The sequence below is a fragment of the Ketogulonicigenium vulgare WSH-001 genome (genome assembly GCF_000223375.1).
Taxonomy (GTDB): Bacteria; Pseudomonadota; Alphaproteobacteria; order Rhodobacterales; family Rhodobacteraceae; genus Ketogulonicigenium; species Ketogulonicigenium vulgare.
The window spans coordinates 214,264-235,247 of sequence record NC_017385.1; the positions used below are offsets into that span (position 1 = coordinate 214,264).

Consider the following 20,984-nt stretch of genomic DNA (forward strand, 5'->3'; position numbering starts at 1 on the left):
TTCCCCCTATACGCCAAAACCACGGGCAAAGCTGGAGGACCCCACCAATTTGCGCGCAAACATCAGCGCGACAAAGCTGGGAATCCATAGCAGCACCGACAAAACGGCCCCGTATTGGACGACAATCTGGTTGTTGATAAAGGTGATCATCAGCACCGGCATGGTGCGGATCTGCGGCGCGCCAATCAGCCACGCCCCTTCGGTTTCATAGAATGTGCCCACAAATGTCAGCAGCACAGCGGCCGAGATTGTCGGCGCGGCCTGCGGCAGGCTGACTTGCAAGAACACACGGATCGGCCCCGCCCCTGCATCGCGGGCGGCTTCTTCCATCCGGCGGTCGATGTTCTGGAACGCAGCGACCGGAATCCAGATCATCATCATCAGCGTGCCGACCAATTGGATCAGCACCACGCCCCAAAAGTTGGAAATCAGCCCAAGCCCCAGGAAAATCCCCGCAATCGCCACCAGCAGCCCGAATTTCGGAAAGGCGTGACTGGCCAGAAACGACAGGAAAAAGATGTTCTTGCCCGGAAAATCCATCCGCGCAAAGGCATAGGCGGCAGGCAGACAGATGACGGCGGACAGGAAGGTGACCGTCAGCGACAGCCGCACCGACAGCCAGATCGCCTCCCACACATCGGCGCGCGCCAGCGTCTGGTTCCAGAACCGCAATCCCCATTGCTGCGGCAGCAGCGAGGGATAGCGCCACACTTCGGTAAAGGCCCAGATCGCCACCACCAGCAGCGGCACCACGATCACAACGGCAAGCGCGGTGGCAATCAGCGCACCCAGCCAATCAAATCTTTTTTGCATCAGCGGCGCTCCTTTTGGCCGCGCGCGATCGAGCGCACATAAAACGCGCCGAACACCGCACAGATCGCAAAGGTAATGACGGCCTGCGTCATCGCCATCCGCGTGTCGAACAATTGCCCAAAGGTGCGCTGCATGAACGGGCCCATCATCTCGGGGCTGGCGCCGCCCAGCACATAGGGGAAGGTAAAGGCAGAAAAGATGCCCAGCACGGTGAAGGACAGCACCACCAGCACGGAATTGCCGATCTGCGGAATGATCACATGGCGGAAAACGGCGATTTTACCCGCACCCGCATCGCGCGCCGCCTCGACCGCATTGTCGGATACGCCGCCCAGGCCGGCGACCAGCAGCAGCACCGTCAGCGGGATATTATCCCACACAAGACCGATCACCGGCCCCCATGGCGTCAGATAGGGCGAGACGATCTTGGGCAGCCCCATATTCACCAGCAGAATATCCACCGCGCCGTTCGGCCCGATGGTGCGGATCAGCGCATAGGCCAGAATGACCGACGGCACGAACAGCGGAAACAGCGCCAGCCCCTGCACCACCGCCGCCACACGGCTTTTTGCGAACCGCAAATACAGCGCGATCGGCAGACAGATCGCCATCAGCAGCGCGGCGCACACCGCCGTCACCCAGATGGTCAGCCACAGGTTCCGCAGCGAATAGGCATCGGTAAAGAAAAAGGCATAGGTCTCGACCGAGACCCCGCCGTCGACGACCATCGTGCGCCACAGCGCATTGAAGATCGGGAAAATAATCAGCCACGCCAAAAGCCCCACCGGAACGGCAACAAGAAGGAGGCCGATCAGCCCCCTTCCCCCTGCCGTTTTGGGCATTTTGGCGGCGCTCGTGTCCGCCTTGCTCATCAGTCGCGGGCCACGTTCGGTGCGACGGTGCGATACCAGCCGTCGTTGATCGCCACTTCCCACGCGCCGCCCGGGAACGTCGGGATCGAGGTCGGGATCACATCCGCGAACTGCGCGCGCAGCGCCGGATCGACATAATCCCACGACACGCCCGGAAAGCCGCCCAGCTCGGTCAGAACGGCGGATTGGATGTCCTCGGACAGCAGGAAATCAACCAGCTTCAGCGCCGCTTCCTTTTGTGCGCCATTCGCCAGCACCGTCGCGCGCGAGAAGCCGCCGCACAAAGCCAGATCCTGCAGTTGCACAAGACCGGTCGTCTCGGGCAGAACGCCCTGCGCGATGGCCGACAGCACTTGGTCCGACCAGACCGGCGTCATGGTCACAACGCCCTGCGCCAGCATCTGGATCGACTGGGTGTTCCCCGCCGAATAGCTGCCGCCGTCATACAGGCTCGGCGCGATATCCAGCAGCACATCCCAAGCCTTGGCCAGCGCATCAGCGGCATAGGCGTCGGTATAATTCGCAACGGTAAAGGCCGAAGGGTCACGGCCATTGGCCTCATGCACCGCGCGGCGGACAAAATTGCCGCCCGCGCCGCCTTTGTCGGGACGGTTATAGATGAATTGGCCGGGGTTCGCCTTGATCCAGGTGGCAAGCGCGTCCCAGGTCTTGGGCGCGTCTTCGGGGTTCAGGCGGGTCGCATCATAGGCCAGCAGCACTTGGCTGCCGCGCCACGGAGCGGCGTAATTGCCCTCCATCGCGGCGGGGTTGACGCGCGACCAGTTGGTCAGACCCGCATCCGTCATATCGACCCAAAGACCTGCCTCGATGGTGCCGGTCAGCTCTTCGGGGCGGAAGCTTTCGAAAACCTCGGCCTGCGGATCTGCGCCCGAAGACAGCGCCGCCAGCGCCCGCTCGCCAATGGCGCGCAGACCGGCATTATCGCCCGCATCAACCACACGCACCTGCACACCCGGATTGGTCGCGGCAAAACGCGGCACGATCACATTGGTCCAAAAGTCGACGACGTTCGAATCCGAGCTGGAATAGACATAAAGCGTGCCGTCTTGCGCAAAGGCCATGCGCGGCAGCGTAGCGGCGGCACCAACAGCAGCCGAGCGAAGAAGGAAAGAGCGACGGTTCATCAAAATGATCTTTCGGTTTTGATCTGATGGCCGCCTTTTGCCGCCGCTTTGCGACAGCGACTTAAAACAAACACGAAAGATTTTTGACAACGTGTGCAATGGCGGTTTTGCGACAGCCCACAGCGCGCGGCACGACAATTCTTCGCACAATTGCCACAAAACAGTCACTTCCGCGCGCGATCAGGCCGGAATGTCATATAGATCCCGTATCACCGCCCTTGATGTCGCCCAGCTTGCCGGGGTCTCCCGCTCGGCCGTATCACGCACATTCACCGAAGGGGCCTCGGTCTCGCCGCAGGTGCGCGCCCGCGTGCTGGCGGCGGCCGAAACCCTTGGTTATCGCGTGAACCTGCTGGCCAAAGGGCTGAAAGATCAGCGCACAAGCATCGTCGGGCTGGTGGTGTCGGACATGCATCACAGTTTGCGCGCGCAGCTGGTCGATGCCTTGGCGCGCCAGTTGATGCAGGCAGGCTATCGCCCGATGCTGCTGCCTGTCGAGGGCGAGGACGGCATGGCCCATGCGCTGCATATGATGCTGGATTACAATGTCGCGGGCGCGATCCTGACCTCGGATGCGCCGCCCGCCAGCATCGCCGCCGAATGCGCCGGCCATAACCTGCCGCTTGTGGTGCTGAACCGAGACAGCGCTGGCGCAACCTATGCCGCCATCCGCCATGACGCCGAGGCGGCGGGCGCGCTGGCTGCCGAAACGCTGGCCCGCGCGGGCTGCAAACGGGTCATTGCGGTGCGCCAATCGCGGCCCTCGTTCACCATCACATGGCGCGCACGCGCCTTTGCCGCCCGCGCCAGCGCGCTTGGGCTGGATGTTGATGAGCTGATCGCCGGCACCCGCCATGACTATGACGGCGGACGCGCGGCGGGCCTTGCGTTTTTACCCACGGCCGCGCGGTTCGACGGGGTGCATTGCGGCAATGACTTTTCAGCGCTGGGTTTTTTGGACGCGCTGCGGGGCCATATCAGCGTGCCGGGTGATCTCGCCGTGATCGGTTGCGATGATATCGCCGAAGGCGCATGGCGCGCCTATAACCTGACCACGATCCGCCATTCGATGCGCGACCTCGCCAGTGCCGCCGTCGCCACATTGACCGCGCAATTGACAGGCGCTCCGCCCCAGAGGCAGCAGATCCTGCCGGTCAGCCTGGTGCCGCGCGGCACGACCCCACCGCTATAACCCCGCCACCTTGTTAATCTTTGGGTTATATCACCGCCCCGAAATATCATTTTTTCTCAACCCATCCCTGACCTAACGTCACCCCACCGGCCGCCCTCGGGGAGGGGGATCGCCGCGAGGGAGAGAAAAATGACATTCCGCACCTTACCACGCCTCGCCGCTGCGGGGGCGATCGCATTGACCTGCACCATCACGGCGCCGGCCAATGCCCAGTCGATCACCGCCATCGCGAACGGCGTCTGCCAAGGCCTTGATCCCACTTGCTATAATGACTGGGGCGGCCGCGATCCGGCGGCGAATGGCTATAGCGTGCTGATCTATAGCCGCGTGGGCGAAACCGTCACCAACCCCCACGCGAATATCGCCTATGGCGTCCAGCGCCTGACCGAATTGCTCGAGGGCGCGGATATCAAAGTCACCACCTCGAGCGACCTTGCCGATGTGCAGGGGCCACGCCAGCTGCGCGCCTATGATACGGTCATCTTCTTTAACACGCAGCGCGACACGCTGGATTCCGCCGCCCAAATGGCGCTGCGGATCTATGTCGAAAGCGGCGGTGGTTTTGTCGGCATCCATAACGCCTTTGGCACGCAGTATAATTGGGAATGGTATCGCGGCTTGCTGGGCGGCACCCAGTTGTTCGACCACGGCCCGAACCAGCCCGCGACGGTGACTGTGGTCAACGCCGCCGATGCCGCAACCGAAGGCCTGCCTGCAAGCTTTACGGTCACTGACGAATTCTACAACGTCTTCCCCGATCCGCAGGCCGTTGCAGATATCAACGTGCTGTTGGCGGTCGACGACAGCACCCGCATCGCAGGAACCGGCGGCTATAACGGCCACCCCGGCCTCTATGACGGGCTGCACCCCCTTAGTTGGTGCCATTACTACGACGGCGGGCGCGCCTTTTTGACCACGCTTGGCCATACCGAGGACATCTTTGACGATGCGAATTTCCGCGCCCATCTGCTGGGCGGGATTGAAAGCACCATGGGCCGCAAACCTTTCTGTCAAGGCGGCTAGATGGCCCGCCAGATCGCCTATGGGATGATGCTTGCGCTGCTGGCCACAGCGGCGCAAGCCCAGCAACCCTATATCCCGCCCGAATTCTATGACGCCCGCCGCCCCGATTTCGGCCAAAGCCTGCCGCTGTGCCTGCTGCCCGATAGCGTGACGGCCGCTATTGACGACGAAATGGCAAGACTGATCGCCGACCGCCTGTTGCTGCAGCCTGCAACTGTGCCGATGCAGGTCAATATGGGCGCGATGGACGAGGACGGCATCTGGCCCGATCTGTTCGTGCATCTGACCGAAGTCTGCGTCGGCATGCTGGGGGCGCAGCTGATCACCGGCGCGCCCTATCCCGATTGGTTGATCATCAGCCGCCCCTATTACAGCGCGCCCTATCTGCTGGTCAGCCTCGATCCCGCGATCCGCAGCCTTGCCGACCTGCCAGAGGGCAGCTTTATCGGCAGCCCGATCTATACACCGCTCGACACCGAACTCGCCCGCCTGATCGGCGCAGGCGCGGCGCCGCTCAATCGCCTGCCCTATGACGATATCGACCAAGTCCACCGTTTTCTTGCCGATGGCACCATGGCGGCGGCGATCATCTGGGGCCCCTATACCCGCGCCCTGCCGCCCGATGGGCTGCATATCGGCACCACCCTCGCCCCGCTGCATACCACCACCCGCAGCCTTGGCATCGTTATGCGCAGCCGCGATCGCGCGCTGATGGGGATGATCGACAGTGCCATCGCCTCGCTCGCCGATGACGGGCTGCTGCCCACCTTTACCCCAACAGGAGACTAGCCATGCAACGATCCCTTTTGGCCCAGGCCCTTGGCCTTGCCGCGCTTTTGGCGCTGCCGGCCAGCGCGCAAATCGCTGATTACACCCCGCTTGATGAACAAACCCTACGCAATCCCAGCCCCGGCGACTGGCTGCAATGGCGCAATACCGATAACGGCTGGGGCTATTCCGCGCTTGACCAAATCACGCCTGACAATGTGGGCGCGCTGCGCATGGTCTGGGGCTGGGCGATGGAGCCGGGCCAGCAAGAAACCGGCCCGCTGATCTATAACGGCACCATGTTCCTTGCGAACCCCGGCGGGCTTATTCAGGCGCTGAATGCCGAAACCGGCGATCTTTTGTGGGAATACAAGCGCGAATTTGGCGATACCGTCCGCCCCGGCGCCATCACACGCGGCCTCGCCGTCTTTGGCGATCACATCTATTACGCTGCCCCGGATGCGGTGATGGTGGCGCTGGATGCGCGTACCGGCCAGATCGCATGGGAAACCGTGGTCGCCGACACGCAGGTCGGCCATTACTTTACCGCCGCCCCCATTGTCGCCGAAGGCATGGTCGTCGCCGGTTACCAAGGCTGCAACCGCTTTCGCGAGGATAAATGCGCCATCGTCGGCATCGATGCCGCCTCGGGCGAAGAAATGTGGCGTGTCGATACGATCGAGCCGGAATCCGAGGGCGATAGCTGGGGCGGCACGCCGCATCTGTTGCGCGGCGGCGGCGATATCTGGACATCGGGCACCTATGATGCCGAAAACGGCCTCGTGCTGATCGGCGTCTCGCAGGCGAAACCCTGGGCGCGCGCCAGCCGCGGCCATGATGGCGCGACGCTTTATACCAATGCCGTTCTGGCCATTGAACCTGCGACCGGCGAAGTGGCGTGGTATCGCCAATATATCCCCGGCGACAGCAATGATATGGACGAAGCCTTCGAACATATGCTGATCGAGATCGAGGGCAGCGACCGCTATGTGAATATGGGCAAGCTCGGCATTTTGTGGCAGGGCGATCCGGCCGATGGCGCCGCAACCGCCGCCTATGACCTTGGCTGGCAAAACCAGATTGATCTGCAAGGTGCCGCCTTTGCCGATTATCGCGACGGCATGGTGCCCGATGTGAATGTGCCCATCGCCATGTGCCCCAGCACCGCCGGTTTCCGCAGTTGGCGCGCCATGGCCTTCAGCCCCGAAACCCGCGCCGTCTATGTGCCGATCAGCATGAATTGCGACGCCGCCATGATCTACCGCGAGGTCGAGATGGTCGAAGGCGGCGGCGGTAATGGGCAGGCCGGCAGCACCCGCACCATGCACCCCGACAGCCCCGAAAACATGGGGCGCTTTGTGGCGATGAATGTCGATACCGGCGATGTGCTGTGGCAGCATGACATGCGCGCGCCCGCCAATACATCAACCCTGACCACCGCAGGCGGTGTCATGTTCGCAGGCGACTGGGATCGCAACCTCTATGCCTTTGATCAGGCCACGGGCGAGGTGCTGTGGCAAACCCGCCTGCCGCAAGCCGCCCAAGGCTATCTGGCTGCCTACGCGGTGAATGGCCGCCAATATATCGCTGTACCCATCGGCGTTGGCGGCGCGTCGTGGTCGACCAGCCTGCCGATCACGCTGCTGCCGGAAATCCGCCGTCCCTCGACCGGCAACGGCCTGTTGGTTTTCGCCCTGCCTGATGTGAACTAACCCCTGCCCCGCGCCATATATAACCTATAGGATATATACGGCGCGGGCGATTTCATTTCCTGCATGCCCCCGCCTCTGCCATAATTCCCCCGTGATCGACAGGTCATGGGCGGAGGGAGAGACCGCCTTCAGCGAGGGAGAGAGCAATGAAATTCCTATGTCAGACAACGGCAATCCTGGCGCTTTGCGCGGGCGGTGCCTTTGCGGATACGATCAAAGTCGGCGTCATCGGCCCCTTTTCGGGCGGCGCAGCCTTGCAGGGCCGCAACTTTCAAGCCGGGATCGAGGCCTATTTCGCCCTGAACGGCCGCACCGTCGGCGATCACGAGATTGAAATCATCTATCGCGATCTGCCCGCCGCCGACCCCGGCCAATCCGCCGCCCTGACGCAAGAGCTGATCGTCGGCGAAGGCGTGCAATATCTGGCTGGTTATTATTACACCCCCGACGCCATGGCCGCCGCCCCGATCCTCGAGGAAGCAAACGTCCCGATGGTCGTGTTCAACGCGGCAACCTCGGCCATCGTGAATGCAAGCCCGCTGGTCGTGCGCACCTCGTTCACCACCTTCCAGACCTCGACGCCGATGGCGACGGTCGCGCGCGAGCGCGGCATTGAACGCGTCATCACCGTGGTCAGCGATTACGGCCCCGGCGTCGATTCCGAAACCGCCTTTGTCCGCGCCTTTGGCGCAGCGGGTGGCACGGTGGTCGAATCCGTCCGGATGCCGATGTCCACCGTCGATTTCAGCCCGATCATGCAGCGCATCCGCGACAGCGGGGCCGAGGCTGTCTTTGCCTTCTTGCCCGCTGGCCCGCAAACCTTTGGTTTCATGACCGCTTTCGTTGAAAACGGCCTGAAAGCCGACGGCGTCCAACTGCTGGCGCCGGGCGATCTGACCCAAGAAAGCGACCTGCCGGTGCTGGGCCCGAATGCCGCCGGTATGCTGACCACCTTCCACTATGCCGTCAGCCACAACTCGCCCGAAAACATCGCCTTTACCGAAGCCGCAACCGCATGGCTTGGCAACCCCGCCGAGCTGAGCTTTCCCGCCGTCGGTGCCTTTGACGGGATGCATGTCATCGCCCATATGATCGCGGCAACCAATGGCCAACAGGATGCGGCCGCGGCGGTGGACTCGGTCAAGGGCCTCGAATGGATCAGCCCGCGCGGCCCCGTTTCGATCAACCCCGACAACCGCCATATCACGCAGAACATCTACCTGCGCGAAGTGGCCGAGGTTGAAGGCCAATATATCAACCACGAAATCCAGGTGTTCGAGAACCAAGGCGATCCCGGTTGGGTCGCACCCTAATCCTACGACCCATTGCGGCGGGCACGCGTCCCGCCGCCCCTCCCGCTTCTAGCTAAAGTAGCCCTGATGCAGACGATTTTTTCCATCGGCGCCGATGCGCTGGCCTATGGTATGGTGCTGTTCGTCATCTCTATCGGCCTATCAGTCACCATGGGGCTGATGAAATTCGTGAACCTCGCGCATGGCGCTTTTGCGATGCTGGGCGGCTATATCGCCTCTTATGCGACGCAATCGTTGGGGTGGCATTTCGGCTTTGCCCTGCTGGCGGCGGTCGCGCTGTGCATGATCCTCGCCGTGCCGCTCGAGCGTTTTCTCTATCGCCGCTTTTACGGCGCGTCCGAACTGCGTCAGGTGCTGATGACCATTGGCCTGACGTTCATGATGATCGGCATCGCCAACTGGCTGATGGGGCCGACGCTGAAAACAATCGCCCTGCCCCCCAGCCTGCAAGGCCCGGTCGATATCGGCTTTCGCAGCTTTCCCGCGCATAAGATTTTCGCCGCCGCCGTGGGGCTGATCACCGCGCTTGGCCTGTGGCTGCTGATCGAGCGTACGTTTTTTGGCGTGAAACTGCGCGCCGCCGTCGATGACGCCAAAATGGCCGAGGCGCTCGGCATCCGCACCAAGGCCGTCTATGCGATCAGCTTTGCCCTTGCCATCGGCCTTGCCGCCATGGGCGGTGTGGTCGGTGCGCAACTGCTGCCGATCGAGCCGCAATATGCCCTGCACCATATGGTCACCTTTCTTGTCGTCGTCTGCGTGGGCGGCGCGGGGTCTATTGGCGGGGCGCTGGCGGCCTGCCTGATCCTTGGCATGGTGAAAACCACCGGGGCTTATCTCTGGCCGGAATTTGGCAATTTCTTTTTCTACCTCGCGGTCATCGCCATCGTGTCGATGCTGCCGAACGGTCTGATGGGGCGCGCGAAATGAACACAATTTCCCTGTGGCGGCGCGGCTTTAAGGGCGATCTGATCACCATCGCGGTGATGGTGACGCTGGCCGTGATCTGCTTTCACTTCATGCCCTCGAACCTGTCGTTCTTTACCCGCATCATCGCCATCATGCTGCTGGTGCTGGCGATTGATCTGGTCACCGGCTTTACCGGCATCGCAACGCTGGGCCATGCCGCGCTTTATGGCGCGGGCGCCTATGCCGCCGGGATTGCCGCTGCAAAATTCGGTATCAATGATCCCGTCCTGATGCTGCTGGTCGGTATTGTGGCGGGCGCGCTGATGGGCCTCTTGTCCAGCCTTGTCATCTTGCGCGGTCATGGCCTCAGCCAATTGGTGCTGTCGATCGCTGTGGTGCAACTCGCGCGCGAGGCGGCGAACCGCTTTTCCACTTGGACAGGCGGCAGTGACGGCCTTGCCGGTATTTCCCCCGCGCCGCTGTTCGGGATGTGGCGGTTCGATCTGTGGGGTCGCACATCCTATTGGCTGGCCGTCGCGCTGCTGATCGTCACGTTCATTACTCTGCGCCAGATCATCCGCTCGCCCTTTGGCAAGCTGTGCCAAGCCATCCGCCAAGACCCGGTGCGGGTGCGCGCCATGGGCGCCCCCGTCTATCTGACGCAAGTAAAAATGTATGTCATCTCGGGCGCGGTCGCGGGCCTTGGCGGCGCGCTTTCGGCGGTTGCGACCAAGGTCGTCGGCCTCGACAGCCTGTCGTTTGAACTCTCGGCCGAGGCTGTCGTCATGCTGGTGCTGGGCGGCACCGCCAATCTGTATGGCGCGCTGATCGGCTCGGCCGTGTTCATGTGGTTCGAACATACGATGTCGACCATCAATCCCTATCACTGGCTAACGATTGTCGGCGCATTACTGGTCGCCATCGTCCTGTTCGCGCCGCGCGGCCTGACCGGCCTTGCCGAAAGCCTGTGGGCGCGCCTGATGAAAGGGGCCTTCAAATGAGCATTCTCGAGGTTCGCAACCTGTCCAAGGCCTTTGGCGGACTGCAGGTGACAGATGATGTCTCGCTGACCCTGAACCCCGGTGATCGCGTCGCGCTGATCGGGCCGAATGGGGCGGGTAAGACCACTTTCGTCAATCTGGTCACCGGGCATCTGAAACCGAACGCGGGCCAAGTGCTGATCGACGGGCAGGATATGACGCGCGCCAGCCCCACCGCCCGCGTCCATGCGGGCCTCGTGCGCAGCTTTCAGGTCACGCGCCTCTTTCCCGATATGACGCCCGAGGAACATGTCGCCCTTGCGATCCTGCAACGCATGGGCCGCGCCGAACGCATCTTTGCCGATTACCGCGCCATGCCCGATGTGATGGACGAGGTGTTTGATATCCTGCAGCTTTTGCAGCTATCGCCGCTGGCCCGCACAGCGGTGCGCGACATCGCTTACGGCCAACAGCGCCTGCTGGAAATTGCCCTCGCCATGGCGCTGCGCCCCCGCGTGCTGCTGCTGGACGAGCCTGCCGCCGGCGTTCCCGCCTCGGATACCGTGCTGATTGAAAAGGCGCTTGATCAGTTACCGCCCGCGCTTGCGGTGCTGATGATCGAGCATGACATGGATTTCGTCTTTCGCTTTGCCCGCCGCGTTGTGGTCTTGGCCGCTGGCCGCCTGATCTTTGACGGCACCCCGGCCGAGGTCGCCGCCGACCCGCAGGTGCGCGAAGCCTACCTAGGAAGCTACGCAGAATGAGCGCCGCAAGCCTGAATATCACCGGCCTCACCGCCGGTTACAGCCAGACCCGCATTCTGGAAGGGATCGACCTGTCGGTGCCAGCGGGCGGAAAGATCGCGATTTTGGGGCGCAACGGCATGGGTAAGACCACGCTTTTCGCCACAATCGCGGGACAGACGCGCCGGCACGCAGGTCAGATCATGATGGACGACACGGATCTGACCGCGCTGGATGGCGCGGCGCGTGCGCGCGCGGGCCTTGGCCTTGTGCCGCAGAACCGCGCCATTTTCCGGTCGCTGACCGTCGAGGAAAATCTGGCCACCGGTCTGAAAGATCGCCCCCGCAGCGCGATTGACGAGGCCTATGCCCTGTTCCCGCGCCTCGCCGAGCGTCGCCGCAATATGGGCGGGCAGCTTTCTGGCGGCGAGCAGCAAATGCTGACCACCGCCCGCACCATCCTTGGCCAGCCGCGGCTGCTGATGCTGGACGAGCCGCTCGAAGGGCTGGCCCCCGTCATCTGCGACGCGCTGATGGAGGCGTTCACCCAGCTTGCCGCCAGCGGCCAGATGACCATCCTGCTGGTCGAACAGCGCCTGAAAGCCGCCTTTGATTTTGCGGATCATATTGTCATTTTGGAACGTGGTCAGGTCGCATGGCAGGGCACATCGGATGCGTTGCAATCCGACCCCGCCACGGTCGAGCGCCTGCTGGGTGTGGGGCATTAGCCCCACCCCGCATCAAAACGCGCCGGTGTAGTTTTCCGCCAGACTTTGCTGCGCCGCCCGCGATCCGGCCAGATAATCGAATTCCGCCCGTTGGATGCGCCGCCCGAAATCGCCGCCATCTGGAAAGACATGCAGCAGATTGGTCATCCACCAACTGAACCGCTCGGCCTTCCATATCCGCCGCAGCACGCGCGAAGAATAGGCGTCGATCCCCGCATCCGACCGCTCTACCAGCGCCTCGATCAGCGCATCGCCCAGCATTTCGACATCGCTCATGGCAAGGTTCAAGCCCTTCGCCCCGGTTGGCGGCACGATATGCGCCGCATCCCCCGCCAGAAACAATCGCCCGAACCGCAAGGGCTCGGCCACGAAACTGCGCAGCGGCGCGATGGATTTTTCAATCGCCGCGCCGGTCTGCACCGCTGCTGCGACCTTGGGGCTCAGGCGCGCGCGCAGCTCGTCCCAAAAGCGATCATCAGACCAATCCGCCAGCTTTTCATCCGCGCCGACCTGCACATAATAGCGGCTTCGGCTGGGCGAGCGCTGCGAACACAGGGCAAAGCCGCGTGCATGATGGGCATAGACCAACTCATCCGCAGCGGGCGGCTGATCGACCAAAACCCCAAGCCAGCCAAAGGGATAGACCCGCTGGAATTCCGTGATCGCCCCTGCGGGAACCGAGGCGCGGCTAACCCCATGAAACCCGTCGCAGCCCGCAATGAAATCGCAGTCGATCCGCTGTTCCACGCCGTCCTTGCGATAGGTTACATAGGGGGCCGCGCCGCCAAAATCATGCAGCGCCACATCTTCGGCGCCGTAAATCGTCGGGGCCTGGCGCAGCGCCATCAGATCGCGCGTCACCTCGGTCTGGCCATAGACCATGACCTGCCGCCCGACCAGTTCGGCAAAATCAATCCGCAGCGCATCGCCGTCGAATTCAAAACTTGCGCCCGCGTGCAGATGCCCCTCGGCATCCATCCGCCCGCCCGCGCCGACACGGCGCAAAAGGTCCACCGACCCCTGCTCGAGCACGCCTGCGCGAATGCGGCCCAACACGTATTCGGGGCTGCGCTGTTCCAAAATCACCGCATCGACGCCCGCAATCTCCAGCAGCCGCCCCAGCATCAATCCCGCCGGCCCCGCGCCAATAATCACCACCTGATGTCGCATGATGCCCTCCTCTCTCCCGCCGCGATTTTGCGCGGCCGCGCGCGTGCAGGGAATGGACGGAGCGCGCATAATATTGGATAATCCGACCATGGATCAGATTCCCTCCTATGCGCTGTATGGCGAGGCGACCCAGCGCCCCGAATGGTTCCATGCCGAGACGATCCCCGCCCGTTCGCGCAGGCATGGGTTCACCATCGCGCCGCATCGGCATAGCCATTTATTTCAGGTGCTTATCCTGACAGCGGGTCGCGCAGATATGGTGCTGGATGGCGAGACGCATCAGCTACATGCGCCCGCTGTGGCCGTGCTGCCTGCGCTATCCGTGCACGGCTATACGTTCAGCCGCGACGTCGATGGCCATGTCCTCAGCCTGCTGACCAGCGCCTTGCCCCGCGATATCCTGCCCGCGGCGGCGGTGCTGCGCGATGCCGCCGTTATCGCCGCCGCGCATGATTTGATGCATGAACCCGCCGACCCCTATGCCCAGCAGGCCCGCGCGACGCTGCTGCTCATCGCGATCAACCGCGCGACGCAAACGCCGCCTGCGCCGGGCACGCATCTGAGTGCTTTTCGCGTCCTGATCGAGCAGCATTTTCGCACGCCCCGTCCGATCAAAACCTATGCCAGCGCGCTGGGGATCAGCCAAACCCACCTTGCGCGCCTGACGCGTGCGGGCACTGGCCAATCACCGCTTGAGATGATCGAGCAGCGTATCGCGCTGGAAATCAAGCGTAATTTGCTGTTCACCAACCGCAGTATGAAACAAATTGCAGCCGATCTGGGCTATGACGACCCTGCCTATTTCTCGCGCGTGGCTGCGCGGCTTTTGGGGCAATCGGCGCGCGCCTATCGCGCGAATTCCGTCATCCGCGCAACTGCGCCGCCGCCGCCCGCACCGCCTGCATGAACAATTGCGCCTCGAAATTGGGCAGCGCATCGGTGCGTGTTGTAAAGCCGACCGGCCCCATCGTATCGACCATATCGGCAGGCAGCGCCGCCAGCGTTCCGGCGGCCAGATCGCGTTTCACCACCCCTTCCGAGATCAACCAGATCGCATCCGATTGCATCACATAGGCGCGGCCAAAGGCATTTGAAATCGTCTCGATCTCGTCGCGCGGTTCGGTCACGCCATTCGCCATCAGCATCTGATCGACCAAGCGCCGGATCAGCGAATCCGGCGTTGGCAGCATCAGCTGATAGGGCTCGATCATCGCGATCTCGAACCCCTGCTCTGCCAGCAGCGGATGACCGGGGCGCACCGCCATCACGACCTGTTCGAAATAGAGATGTTCGAATGACAGGCCCAGCATCTGCGCGGGCCGCGCCATGCGTCCGATCATCAGATCCGCATCCCCCGTGCGGAGCAGCCCCAGCAGGTAATCATTCGGGCCGGTCAGGATTCGCATCCGAAGGCCCGGATGCGCCGCCCCCAGCGCCTTGACCGTCTCGGGCAGGATCTGCGCCGAAACAGTCGGCAGCGCGCCAATGCGCAGGATCGGGCGCTGCACCTCGTGCTGCGCCGCCGCGATCCCTTGGCGCAGCGCCGCGATACTGGTCGCGGCATAGCCATAGAACACCTCGCCAAACGGGCTGAGGGTCAGCCTGCGCCTTGTCCGATCGAACAGCGCCTGGCTCAGGATATCCTCTAACTCTTTGATCGTTTTGGAGACGGCGGGCTGGCTGATGTTCAGAAAATCGGCAGCCTTGCCGACAGATCGCAGCCGCGCCACCTCCCAAAAGCAGGTCAGATGCCGCAGCTTGATGCGTTGATCGATGACGCGCGGCGCCATCAGCCGTGCGCCTCATCCGCAAAGGCGCGCGCCTCGGCGGGGGCCTCGCCCAGCCCCAGATCGGCCTGCAAGCCCGGGAAATCCCGCGCCATCAGATCGGCCAAAGGCACGCCAGACTGCACGACTTCGGCACAAAGCGCCTTGACCTTGGCCTGCGCCGCGGGCCGTGGCATCTGGCGGGCCAGCGCGAAACTATAACTTTCCGCCGCGATCAACCCGCCGCCCGACAGCATATTGCGCGCCATCGCCGCAGCATCGGGCCGCAGGCCGCGCGCCAAATCCTCGGCCAGCGCCAGTGCGCGCGCGGCTGCGATCACGATCTGCGGCAGCACCATCCATTCGGTGAACCACGCCGCCCCGTCGCGCTGCTGGCGGTGCAGCCCCGCGCCCTGGAACGCGCCACCCACCGCCACGCTATAGCGCGCCAGCGCCACCAGCACGGATGGCCCCACCGGATTTTGCTTTTGCGGCATGGTAGAGCTGCCGCCCGCGCCCGCCAGCACGACCTCGTCCACGCCCGATTGGGTCAGCAGGATCAGATCCTCGCCCATTTTACCAAGGCTGACGAGCAGCCCGACCAGCGCATCCATCAACGCGCCCTGCCCGTCGCGCTCGGTATGCCAACTGACGCCCGGATCGCTCAGGCCAAGGCGCGCGGCCAGCCCCGCCCGCACCGCAGGCCCCTGCCCCTCCATCGCAGACAGCGTTCCCGCCGCGCCGCCCAGCGACACCACCGCCACATCCGCCGCCGCAATCCGCGCGCGGTGCCGCAGCACGGGCCGCCCCCAACTGGCGATCAACGCGCCGAAACTGGTGGGCGTCGCGAATTGCCCATAGGTGCGCGCGGCCATCGGCAAATCGGCATGATCCGCCGCCAAAGCGCCCAGCCGCCCGATCAGGCTGCCAAGCCGTGCGTCGATAATCGCGACCGCCCGCCGCAACCGCAGCGCAAGGCCGGTGTCCATGATATCCTGCGATGTCGCGCCCCAATGGATATATTGCGCATGTTCCGGCGCCTCCATCGCCTTGCGAAAGGCCGCGACCAGCGCAGGTACCGGCACGCCATTCACCGCCGTCTCGCGCGCAAATCCGCTGGGGTCGATCTGCACCTCGCGCGACGCGCGGGTGATGAACAGCGCCGAATCCAGCGGGATCAGCCCGAGTTCCCCCTGCACCTCGGCCAAGGCCCCTTCGACCAGCAGCATCGCCCGCACAACGGCGCTGTCGGAAAACAGCGCCTCGACCTCGGCGTCGCCGAACAGGCCCCGATAGATGGCGGAATCGAAAATGGATGCGGGCATAGAGTCCTCCTTGTTACATGTCAAAGAAGACGGTTTCGCCCTCACCTTGCAAGCGGAAGTCGATCTGATACTGCCCATTCCCTTGGTGCCGCGCCAGCAGCGTCGCGACACGTTCGCGATGCTCGATCCGCCCCAGCACGGGACAGGCCTCGTTCGCATCCGCCTCGTCATCGAAATAGATGCGCGTCTGCAACCCAAGGTTCACGCCCCGCGCCACCAGCCAGACCGCGATATGGGGCGCCATCAGCCGCCCATCGGGATAGGGCACGCGCCCCGGTTTCACCGTATCAATCCGCCAGATGCCAGTGTCGAAATCAGCCGCCACCCGCGCCCAGCCGGTCACGCCCGGATCTGCGGGCCCGCGCGGATCATTGACCGGATAGATCCCCGCCGCGTCCGCCTGCCAGGTCTCGAACAAAGCATCGCGCAGCACCATCCCCGCGCCGTCGATCACGCGGCCGGTGATGGAAATCCGCTGCCCCTTGGCCGCGTCAGTCACTGGCGCGCGTCCCAAATCCTCGGGGTAGATCCCCGGGATGCCCAAAGCATTCGGCACCAGACCGATATGCACATAGGGGCCAGCGGTCTGCGAGGGCGTTTCCTTTAGATAATCCAGGCGCTGCATCACAGCCCCTCCTTGCGGTTCTCGAAATAGGACTGCCGCCGTCCGCGCAGCACGATATCGAATTTATAGGCGAGGCAATCCATCGGAATGGCGCGGTTCATATCCAGCGGCGCAACCAGCACATCGATCGCCTTTTGCTGGCCAATCGTCTGCACAATGGGGCAGCGCGCAATCAGGGGATCGCCCTCGAAATAATTCTGCGTGATCAGCCGCTGACCAAAGCCCGATCCGAACACCGACAGGTGGATATGCATCGGGCGCCAGTCGTTCACGCGGTTCGGCCAAGGATAGGCCCCGGGGCGGACGGTCAAAAATTCATAACCGCCGCTCGCATCCGTCAATGTACGCCCGCAGCCGCCGAAATTCGGATCAAGCGGTGCCAGATAGCCGTCTTTCTTGTGCCGATAGCGCCCGCCCGCATTGGCTTGCCAGATCTCGACCAGCACACCGGGCACGCCGCGCCCGTTCTCGTCCAGCACACGGCCATGCAGGATGATCCGCTCGCCAATCGCAGGCTGGCCGGTGAAATTCATAATCAGGTTGTTATCCAACTCGCCGATCATCGCCTGCCCGAACGCGGGCCCCGTCTCTTCGCTCAGCGTCGAGCCAAGCGACACCAGCGGCCGGAACGGCGCCCGCGTCATCGAGGTTTTATACCCCGGCGTATAGGCCGCCGGATGCCAATCGCGATCGCGAAAATAAAGCGGGCCCTGATCGGTGGTGGTCATGGCGCTGTCTCCTCCCAAAGATGGCTGCCGCCGCTATTTAGCGCTCGGAATTTGCGATGTGTCGATGCCCAATTCGGTGAACACCTCTTTGGCGATCTTGAACGCATGGTTCGCGCGCGGCACACCGGCGTAAACCGCGACATGCAGCAGCGCCTCGACCACATCGGCGGGGGATGCGCCCGTGTTCACCGTCGCGCGCAAGTGCAGCGACAACTCCTCGTAATTGCCAAGCCCCGCCAGCAGCGCGATGGTCATCATCGACCGCTCGCGCGCGGGGATGGTGCCGCGCGACCACAGATTGCCCCAGGCGGTTTCCGTGATCATCACCTGGAACGGCTGATCGAATGGCGTCGCATGCTGGGTGGCGCGATCCACATGCGCATCGCCCAAAATCTTGCGGCGCGTCGCAATACCTGCCGCGAAACGATCCGTCATTTCAATACGTCCTTCAAAAACGGCGCAATGATCGCGACCATACCCGCAGCATCCTCGGCCGGGGGCAAATGACCGACACCGGCCATATTATGCAGGCGCGCCCCCGCAATCCGCGCGGCACTCGCCGCAACCAGATCGGGCGGCGACGCGCCATCCTTTTCCCCCGCGATGACCACGGCTGGCAGGTCGATCTCGGCGGCCTGTCCGGTCAGATCGGCAGCGGCCAGCGCGCGGCAGGCGACGATATAGCCATCCGCGCGCGTCGACAGCAGCATATTGCGCCACAGGGGCAGCGTCGCGCGCGCGCGAAACGCCGGCGCGAACCAGCGCTCCATCACCTGATCGGCGATACTGGCAAGGCCGCCCGCCTCGACCGCCGCGATACGGGCCGCCCAAGCATCGGCACTGCCCATTTTTGTCGCTGTATTCGACAGCACAATGCCCGCCAGCATCGCGGGCCGCTTGACCGCCAATTCCTGCGCGATCATGCCGCCGATCGACAGGCCGACCAACACCACCGGCGCGGATGCGACGGTCGCAATCAGCGCCGCGACATCCTCGGCCAGCGCGCTGATCGAGACCTCAGCCGCCAGATCCGACAGCCCATGCCCCGGCAGATCGAACCGCACACAGCGAAAGCCGGGCAGGCGTGCCACCACGCCGTCCCAAAGCCGCAGATCCGTGCCCAGCGAATTGGCGAAAACCACCACTGGCCCATCCGCTGGCCCGTCGATGCGGTAATGCATGGCCCCCCAAGGCCGCGCCAGAACCTGCATGATCACCCCTCCCGTTTGCCCAAGATGTGCCATGCGGGCGCGGGATAGGAAAATGGTATCTCCTGAGAGTTACATAACCGGCAGGTAATGGATCAAACGCGCTCAAGCGCGATGGCGATCCCCTGCCCGACCCCGATGCACATCATGGATAGGGCATAACGCGCAGCTCCGCCTTGCAGTTCCAGCGCCGCCGTACCGGTGATCCGCGCGCCCGACATGCCGAGCGGGTGCCCCAGCGCAATCGCGCCGCCATTGGGGTTCACGCGCGGATCATCATCCGCAATCCCCAGATCGCGCAAAGTGGCCAGGCCCTGCGCTGCAAAAGCCTCGTTCAACTCGATCACCCCGAAATCATCGGCGCTCAAACCCAGCCGCGCCATCAGCTTTTTCGCCGCAGGCGCGGGGCCGAACCCCATGATGCGCGGCAGAACGCCCGCCACCGCGCCCCCCATCACTCGCGCAATCGGGGTGAGGCCATGTTTTGCCGCCGCCTCGGCACTCGCCAAAATCAGCGCCGCCGCCCCGTCATTGACGCCCGAAGCATTGCCCGCCGTCACCGAGCCGCCCGCAAATATCGGTCGCAGCCCCGCCAAAGCCTCGGGCGATGTCGCGCGCGGATGCTCGTCTTGGCTTACCACCTTCGGGTCGCCCTTGCGCTGCGGGATCACCACTGCGGTGATCTCGCGCGCCAGCCGCCCATCGCCTTGCGCCCGCGCCGCATTTGCCTGCGAGCGCAGCGCCATTGCATCTTGATCGGCGCGGGAAATACCGAAATCATCCGCCACATTCTGGCCGGTCTGCGGCATGCTATCGACGCCATACGCCTTTTCCATCGCCGGGTTCACAAACCGCCAGCCAATGGTGGTGTCATGGATTTCAGCGGCGCGCGAAAAGGCGGTTTCGGCCTTTGGCATCACGAAAGGCGCGCGCGACATGCTCTCCACGCCGCCCGCGATCATCAGATCGGCCTCGCCCGCCGCAATGGCGCGCGACGCGGCAATGACCGCATCCATGCCCGATCCGCACAGGCGATTGATCGTCGTCCCCGTGACCTCAACCGGCAACCCCGCCAGCAGCAGCGACATCCGCGCCACATTGCGGTTATCCTCGCCCGCCTGATTGGCACAGCCAAAGATCACATCATCGACCGCCGCCCAATCGACACCGGGGTTGCGCGCCATCAGCGCCCGCAGCGGCACCGCGCCCAAGTCATCGGGCCGCACCATCGCCAGCGCACCGCCAAAACGCCCGATCGGCGTACGGATGTAGTCGCAAATATAAACGTCACGCATGGCTCAAACCTCTGGCACAATCAGATCGGCAACTTCGCCCACGACATGCAAAGTCGCGCCGGTCACCGCCTGCAATTCATCAAACGACATCCCCGCCAGCTTCTCGCGCAGCACGAACCGCCCGCCCTCGATATCAATCACCGCAAGCGAGGTATAAACCCGCGTCACGCACCCTACCCCGGTCAGCGGCAGCGCGCAGCGTTCCAGCAGTTTCGGCCGCCCGTCCTTGGTCACGTGATCGGTGATCACCGCGACGCGTTTGGCGCCATGTACCAGATCCATCGCGCCGCCGACCGCTGGCACACCCTTTGGCCCGGTCGACCAATTCGCCAGATCGCCATTTTCCGCGACCTCATAAGCCCCCAGAATCGCCACATCCAAATGCCCGCCGCGCACCATCGCGAAACTATCGGCATGATGGAAAAACGCAGCACCCGGGTTCAGCGTCACCGCACGCTTGCCCGCATTGATCAGATCCCAATCCTCGGCCCCCGCTGCCGGGCTTTCGCCAAAATTCAGGATGCCATTCTCGGTATGGAAAATCGCCTGACGGCCCGCAGGCTGGAACTGCGCCACCTTTTCGGGGAATCCGATGCCAAGGTTCACATAAGACCCGTCTTCGATATCCTGCGCCGCGCGCCACGCGATCTGGTTGTTCGACAGCTTCAT

The 20,984-nt window shown here is 63.5% G+C and carries 22 protein-coding genes; 10 read left to right on the top strand and 12 right to left on the bottom strand.

Going from position 1 to position 20,984, the window contains the following annotated elements:
- Window positions 1-6 precede the first annotated feature (6 nt).
- From KVU_RS15925 to KVU_RS15935, 3 genes are read right to left on the bottom strand one after another with little or no spacing between them, the layout of a single operon-like run.
- On the bottom strand, window positions 7-813 hold the full coding sequence (locus KVU_RS15925) for an ABC transporter permease (RefSeq protein WP_014538207.1): 807 nt from the start codon (window positions 811-813) through the stop codon (window positions 7-9).
- A complete protein-coding gene (locus tag KVU_RS15930; RefSeq protein WP_049776506.1) occupies window positions 813-1,685 on the bottom strand; it encodes an ABC transporter permease in 873 nt (290 codons plus the stop codon). Before KVU_RS15930 ends, KVU_RS15925 begins: the two co-directional genes overlap by 1 nt.
- Window positions 1,685-2,830 (bottom strand): extracellular solute-binding protein, encoded by a 1,146-nt coding sequence (locus tag KVU_RS15935; RefSeq protein ID WP_013385612.1) that lies wholly within the window; start codon window positions 2,828-2,830, stop codon window positions 1,685-1,687. The genes KVU_RS15930 and KVU_RS15935 overlap by 1 nt, the downstream gene beginning before the upstream one ends.
- Before the next feature lie 190 nt (window positions 2,831-3,020).
- Here KVU_RS15935 and KVU_RS15940 point away from each other — a divergent pair, with 190 nt between their 5' ends.
- The 9 genes from KVU_RS15940 (at window position 3,021) to KVU_RS15980 (ending at window position 12,198) form a co-directional block, all read left to right on the top strand.
- Window positions 3,021-4,022: a LacI family DNA-binding transcriptional regulator gene (locus KVU_RS15940; RefSeq protein ID WP_013385613.1), complete on the top strand. Its 1,002-nt coding sequence runs from the start codon at window positions 3,021-3,023 to the stop codon at window positions 4,020-4,022.
- A gap of 129 nt (window positions 4,023-4,151) precedes the next feature.
- Window positions 4,152-5,045 carry a ThuA domain-containing protein gene (locus KVU_RS15945; RefSeq protein ID WP_013385614.1) on the top strand — a complete coding sequence of 298 codons (894 nt, stop codon included), beginning with the start codon at window positions 4,152-4,154 and terminating at the stop codon, window positions 5,043-5,045.
- Window positions 5,046-5,834: a type 2 periplasmic-binding domain-containing protein gene (locus KVU_RS15950; protein ID WP_013385615.1), complete on the top strand. Its 789-nt coding sequence runs from the start codon at window positions 5,046-5,048 to the stop codon at window positions 5,832-5,834.
- A gap of 2 nt (window positions 5,835-5,836) precedes the next feature.
- The gene (locus KVU_RS15955; RefSeq protein ID WP_014538209.1) at window positions 5,837-7,525 is read left to right on the top strand and encodes a pyrroloquinoline quinone-dependent dehydrogenase; all 1,689 of its coding nucleotides are present in this window, start codon (window positions 5,837-5,839) and stop codon (window positions 7,523-7,525) included.
- A 146-nt stretch (window positions 7,526-7,671) separates the two neighbouring features.
- On the top strand, window positions 7,672-8,838 hold the full coding sequence (locus tag KVU_RS15960) for an ABC transporter substrate-binding protein (RefSeq protein ID WP_013385617.1): 1,167 nt from the start codon (window positions 7,672-7,674) through the stop codon (window positions 8,836-8,838).
- A gap of 66 nt (window positions 8,839-8,904) precedes the next feature.
- Window positions 8,905-9,768, top strand: a complete 864-nt coding sequence (locus tag KVU_RS15965; protein ID WP_013385618.1) for a branched-chain amino acid ABC transporter permease — start codon at window positions 8,905-8,907, stop codon at window positions 9,766-9,768.
- Window positions 9,765-10,748 carry a branched-chain amino acid ABC transporter permease gene (locus KVU_RS15970; protein WP_014538210.1) on the top strand — a complete coding sequence of 328 codons (984 nt, stop codon included), beginning with the start codon at window positions 9,765-9,767 and terminating at the stop codon, window positions 10,746-10,748. Before KVU_RS15965 ends, KVU_RS15970 begins: the two co-directional genes overlap by 4 nt.
- Window positions 10,745-11,491, top strand: coding sequence for an ABC transporter ATP-binding protein (locus KVU_RS15975; protein ID WP_013385621.1), 747 nt, complete (start codon window positions 10,745-10,747; stop codon window positions 11,489-11,491). Before KVU_RS15970 ends, KVU_RS15975 begins: the two co-directional genes overlap by 4 nt.
- Window positions 11,488-12,198 (top strand): ABC transporter ATP-binding protein, encoded by a 711-nt coding sequence (locus tag KVU_RS15980; RefSeq protein WP_013385622.1) that lies wholly within the window; start codon window positions 11,488-11,490, stop codon window positions 12,196-12,198. Before KVU_RS15975 ends, KVU_RS15980 begins: the two co-directional genes overlap by 4 nt.
- Before the next feature lie 12 nt (window positions 12,199-12,210).
- Here the strand turns inward: KVU_RS15980 and pobA are convergent, their stop codons facing one another.
- On the bottom strand, window positions 12,211-13,368 hold the full coding sequence (gene pobA / locus KVU_RS15985; RefSeq protein ID WP_013385623.1) for a 4-hydroxybenzoate 3-monooxygenase: 1,158 nt from the start codon (window positions 13,366-13,368) through the stop codon (window positions 12,211-12,213).
- Between the two features lie 88 nt (window positions 13,369-13,456).
- On the opposite strand from pobA, the gene KVU_RS15990 reads away from it, so the two are divergent.
- On the top strand, window positions 13,457-14,275 hold the full coding sequence (locus KVU_RS15990) for a helix-turn-helix domain-containing protein (protein ID WP_013385624.1): 819 nt from the start codon (window positions 13,457-13,459) through the stop codon (window positions 14,273-14,275).
- On the opposite strand, the gene pcaQ is transcribed toward KVU_RS15990, so the two are convergent.
- From pcaQ to KVU_RS16030, 8 genes are all read right to left on the bottom strand, one after another.
- Entirely contained in the window at window positions 14,232-15,158 is a 927-nt protein-coding gene (pcaQ, locus tag KVU_RS15995) for a pca operon transcription factor PcaQ (protein WP_013385625.1), read from the bottom strand. The genes KVU_RS15990 and pcaQ overlap by 44 nt on opposite strands.
- A complete protein-coding gene (locus KVU_RS16000; RefSeq protein WP_014538212.1) occupies window positions 15,158-16,459 on the bottom strand; it encodes a lyase family protein in 1,302 nt (433 codons plus the stop codon). The genes pcaQ and KVU_RS16000 overlap by 1 nt, the downstream gene beginning before the upstream one ends.
- Window positions 16,460-16,472: 13 nt before the next feature.
- The gene (gene pcaG, locus KVU_RS16005) at window positions 16,473-17,087 is read right to left on the bottom strand and encodes a protocatechuate 3,4-dioxygenase subunit alpha (protein WP_014538213.1); all 615 of its coding nucleotides are present in this window, start codon (window positions 17,085-17,087) and stop codon (window positions 16,473-16,475) included.
- The gene (gene pcaH / locus KVU_RS16010; RefSeq protein WP_013385629.1) at window positions 17,084-17,812 is read right to left on the bottom strand and encodes a protocatechuate 3,4-dioxygenase subunit beta; all 729 of its coding nucleotides are present in this window, start codon (window positions 17,810-17,812) and stop codon (window positions 17,084-17,086) included. The genes pcaG and pcaH overlap by 4 nt, the downstream gene beginning before the upstream one ends.
- Window positions 17,813-17,845: 33 nt before the next feature.
- The gene (gene pcaC, locus KVU_RS16015) at window positions 17,846-18,247 is read right to left on the bottom strand and encodes a 4-carboxymuconolactone decarboxylase (RefSeq protein ID WP_013385630.1); all 402 of its coding nucleotides are present in this window, start codon (window positions 18,245-18,247) and stop codon (window positions 17,846-17,848) included.
- On the bottom strand, window positions 18,244-19,023 hold the full coding sequence (pcaD, locus tag KVU_RS16020; protein ID WP_060486325.1) for a 3-oxoadipate enol-lactonase: 780 nt from the start codon (window positions 19,021-19,023) through the stop codon (window positions 18,244-18,246). Before pcaD ends, pcaC begins: the two co-directional genes overlap by 4 nt.
- Before the next feature lie 92 nt (window positions 19,024-19,115).
- Window positions 19,116-20,315 carry a 3-oxoadipyl-CoA thiolase gene (pcaF, locus tag KVU_RS16025; RefSeq protein ID WP_013385631.1) on the bottom strand — a complete coding sequence of 400 codons (1,200 nt, stop codon included), beginning with the start codon at window positions 20,313-20,315 and terminating at the stop codon, window positions 19,116-19,118.
- A gap of 3 nt (window positions 20,316-20,318) precedes the next feature.
- Window positions 20,319-20,984: a 3-oxoacid CoA-transferase subunit B gene (locus KVU_RS16030; protein WP_013385632.1), complete on the bottom strand. Its 666-nt coding sequence runs from the start codon at window positions 20,982-20,984 to the stop codon at window positions 20,319-20,321.

Bases quoted from the DNA above. Each gene is read 5' to 3' on its own strand.
- KVU_RS15940 (WP_013385613.1), top strand. From the start codon at position 3,021: ATGTCATATAGATCCCGTATCACCGCCCTTGATGTCGCCCAGCTTGCC.
- pcaC (WP_013385630.1), bottom strand. From the start codon at position 18,247: ATGACGGATCGTTTCGCGGCAGGTATTGCGACGCGCCGCAAGATTTTG.
- KVU_RS16030 (WP_013385632.1), bottom strand. From the start codon at position 20,984: ATGAAGCTGTCGAACAACCAGATCGCGTGGCGCGCGGCGCAGGATATC.
- KVU_RS15990 (WP_013385624.1), top strand. From the start codon at position 13,457: ATGGATCAGATTCCCTCCTATGCGCTGTATGGCGAGGCGACCCAGCGC.
- KVU_RS15950 (WP_013385615.1), top strand. From the start codon at position 5,046: ATGGCCCGCCAGATCGCCTATGGGATGATGCTTGCGCTGCTGGCCACA.
- pcaF (WP_013385631.1), bottom strand. From the start codon at position 20,315: ATGCGTGACGTTTATATTTGCGACTACATCCGTACGCCGATCGGGCGT.
- pobA (WP_013385623.1), bottom strand. From the start codon at position 13,368: ATGCGACATCAGGTGGTGATTATTGGCGCGGGGCCGGCGGGATTGATG.
- KVU_RS15970 (WP_014538210.1), top strand. From the start codon at position 9,765: ATGAACACAATTTCCCTGTGGCGGCGCGGCTTTAAGGGCGATCTGATC.
- KVU_RS15955 (WP_014538209.1), top strand. From the start codon at position 5,837: ATGCAACGATCCCTTTTGGCCCAGGCCCTTGGCCTTGCCGCGCTTTTG.
- pcaH (WP_013385629.1), bottom strand. From the start codon at position 17,812: ATGACCACCACCGATCAGGGCCCGCTTTATTTTCGCGATCGCGATTGG.
- pcaQ (WP_013385625.1), bottom strand. From the start codon at position 15,158: ATGGCGCCGCGCGTCATCGATCAACGCATCAAGCTGCGGCATCTGACC.
- KVU_RS15975 (WP_013385621.1), top strand. From the start codon at position 10,745: ATGAGCATTCTCGAGGTTCGCAACCTGTCCAAGGCCTTTGGCGGACTG.
- KVU_RS15925 (WP_014538207.1), bottom strand. From the start codon at position 813: ATGCAAAAAAGATTTGATTGGCTGGGTGCGCTGATTGCCACCGCGCTT.
- KVU_RS15980 (WP_013385622.1), top strand. From the start codon at position 11,488: ATGAGCGCCGCAAGCCTGAATATCACCGGCCTCACCGCCGGTTACAGC.
- KVU_RS15965 (WP_013385618.1), top strand. From the start codon at position 8,905: ATGCAGACGATTTTTTCCATCGGCGCCGATGCGCTGGCCTATGGTATG.
- KVU_RS15935 (WP_013385612.1), bottom strand. From the start codon at position 2,830: ATGAACCGTCGCTCTTTCCTTCTTCGCTCGGCTGCTGTTGGTGCCGCC.
- KVU_RS15945 (WP_013385614.1), top strand. From the start codon at position 4,152: ATGACATTCCGCACCTTACCACGCCTCGCCGCTGCGGGGGCGATCGCA.
- KVU_RS16000 (WP_014538212.1), bottom strand. From the start codon at position 16,459: ATGCCCGCATCCATTTTCGATTCCGCCATCTATCGGGGCCTGTTCGGC.
- pcaD (WP_060486325.1), bottom strand. From the start codon at position 19,023: ATGCAGGTTCTGGCGCGGCCTTGGGGGGCCATGCATTACCGCATCGAC.
- KVU_RS15960 (WP_013385617.1), top strand. From the start codon at position 7,672: ATGAAATTCCTATGTCAGACAACGGCAATCCTGGCGCTTTGCGCGGGC.
- KVU_RS15930 (WP_049776506.1), bottom strand. From the start codon at position 1,685: ATGAGCAAGGCGGACACGAGCGCCGCCAAAATGCCCAAAACGGCAGGG.